Source organism: Pseudomonas mandelii (assembly GCF_002251635.1).
GTDB lineage: Bacteria > Pseudomonadota > Gammaproteobacteria > Pseudomonadales > Pseudomonadaceae > Aquipseudomonas > Aquipseudomonas mandelii_B.
In genome coordinates, this window is sequence record NZ_NMOJ01000187.1 from 1 (window position 1) to 1,660 (window position 1,660).

The following is a 1,660-nucleotide window of genomic DNA, read 5'->3' on the forward strand; positions in this document are numbered from 1 at the left end:
CCGGTGCCTTTGTGCANGCCGGTTTCTTCGCCGAGGATGCCGTGGGTAGGGTAGGCCTTGCGCAGCGCGTCGATGATTTTCTGTTCGGCGGCGCGATCCACCTCGGATACATAATCCTTGGCGTCTTTTTCGTCGACCTTGATGGTATCCAGGCGCTCGATGGAGCGGAAGATCAATTCACTGGCGCTGCGGGCGGCGCGCAGCGCGATATTCAGCATGGGCTGCATGGATGTGTCACCTAAGGTTGTTAAAGAAAGCCGGGCATTCTAGCAGAACTTTTCTACAGGTGAAGGTTGGTGTTCGCTTTCATAGCTTAACGGTAGGTTGAGCTGTAAGATTCTGCTCCCCCATTCTGTGTTCGAGATTGCCTCCCGTGCTGCATAACATTCGTGTCGTCNTGGTCAATACCAGTCATCCCGGCAACATCGGCGGGGTGGCGCGAGCCATGAAAAACATGGGGCTGACGCGCCTGGTGCTGGTCGAGCCGCGCCTGTTCCCGCACCACGAGGCCGATGCCCGTGCGTCCGGCGCCAATGACATCCTTGAAAGCGCGCAAGTCGTCGCCACCCTGGAAGATGCCTTGGTCGGCTGCAATCTGGTGCTTGGCACCAGCGCCCGTGACCGTCGCATTCCCTGGCCGTTGCTCGATCCCCGCGAATGCGGCGTGAAGGTGGTCGAGGAGGCGGCGTCGGGTGCCGAGATTGCCTTGGTGTTCGGTCGTGAAGATTCCGGCCTGACCAATGAAGAGCTGCAGCGATGTCATTACCACGTGCACATTCCATCCGACCCTGAGTTCAGCTCGCTGAACCTCGGGGCGGCGGTGCAGGTGTTGAGTTATGAAGTGCGCATGGCCTGGCTGGCCGCTGAAGGTCAGCCGAGCAAGGTAGAGAAGGATGAAGTCGCGTCGACCAAAAGTGGCGAGTTGGCCACCATGGACGAGCTGGAGCGGTTCTATGAGCACCTGGAGCAAACCCTGGTGGCCATCGAATTCCTCGATCCGGAAAAACCACGGCACTTGATGGCGCGCCTGCGTCGCCTGTACGGGCGCAGCTCGGTCAGCCGAGCGGAAATGAATATATTGCGTGGCATCCTCACGGAAACCCAGAAAGCGGCCCGTGGCGAGCTTCTTAAGCGGAAGGATTAAAAATGTTCGAGCGTTTGCGAGAAGATATCCAGAGTGTTTTCCACCGTGACCCGGCGGCGCGCAACGCCTTTGAAGTGCTGACCTGCTACCCGGGCATGCACGCGATCTGGATTCACCGCCTGTCCGGCGCCCTGTGGGGTATGGGCTGGAAATGGCTGGCGCGGCTGGTGTCGAACTTCGGTCGCTGGCTGACGGGGATTGAGATTCACCCGGGGGCCAAAGTCGGGCGTCGCTTCTTTATCGACCATGGCATGGGCATCGTCATCGGTGAGACCGCCGAGATCGGCAACGATGTCACCCTTTATCAGGGCGTGACGTTGGGCGGCACCAGCTGGAACAAGGGCAAGCGTCACCCGACNCTGGGTGATGGTGTGGTAGTGGGGGCGGGCGCCAAGGTGCTTGGCCCGTTTACCGTTGGTGCGGGCGCCAAAGTCGGTTCCAACGCCGTGGTCACCAAGGCGGTTCCGGCCGGAGCCACGGTGGTCGGGATTCCGGGGCGGATCATCGTCAAGTCCG

The 1,660-nt window shown here is 60.5% G+C and carries 3 protein-coding genes; 2 read left to right on the top strand and 1 reads right to left on the bottom strand.

The annotated features are described in order from the left end of the window. A partial coding sequence (locus B7L09_RS23320) for an inositol monophosphatase family protein (protein ID WP_303396103.1) occupies positions 1-227 on the bottom strand: 227 nt, incomplete at its 3' end. A gap of 146 nt (positions 228-373) precedes the next feature. On the opposite strand from B7L09_RS23320, the gene trmJ reads away from it, so the two are divergent. After that, entirely contained in the window at positions 374-1,144 is a 771-nt protein-coding gene (gene trmJ / locus B7L09_RS23325; RefSeq protein WP_094470799.1) for a tRNA (cytosine(32)/uridine(32)-2'-O)-methyltransferase TrmJ, read from the top strand. A gap of 2 nt (positions 1,145-1,146) precedes the next feature. Further along, the coding region (gene cysE, locus B7L09_RS23330) for a serine O-acetyltransferase (protein WP_094470800.1) at positions 1,147-1,660 on the top strand (514 nt) is incomplete at its 3' end.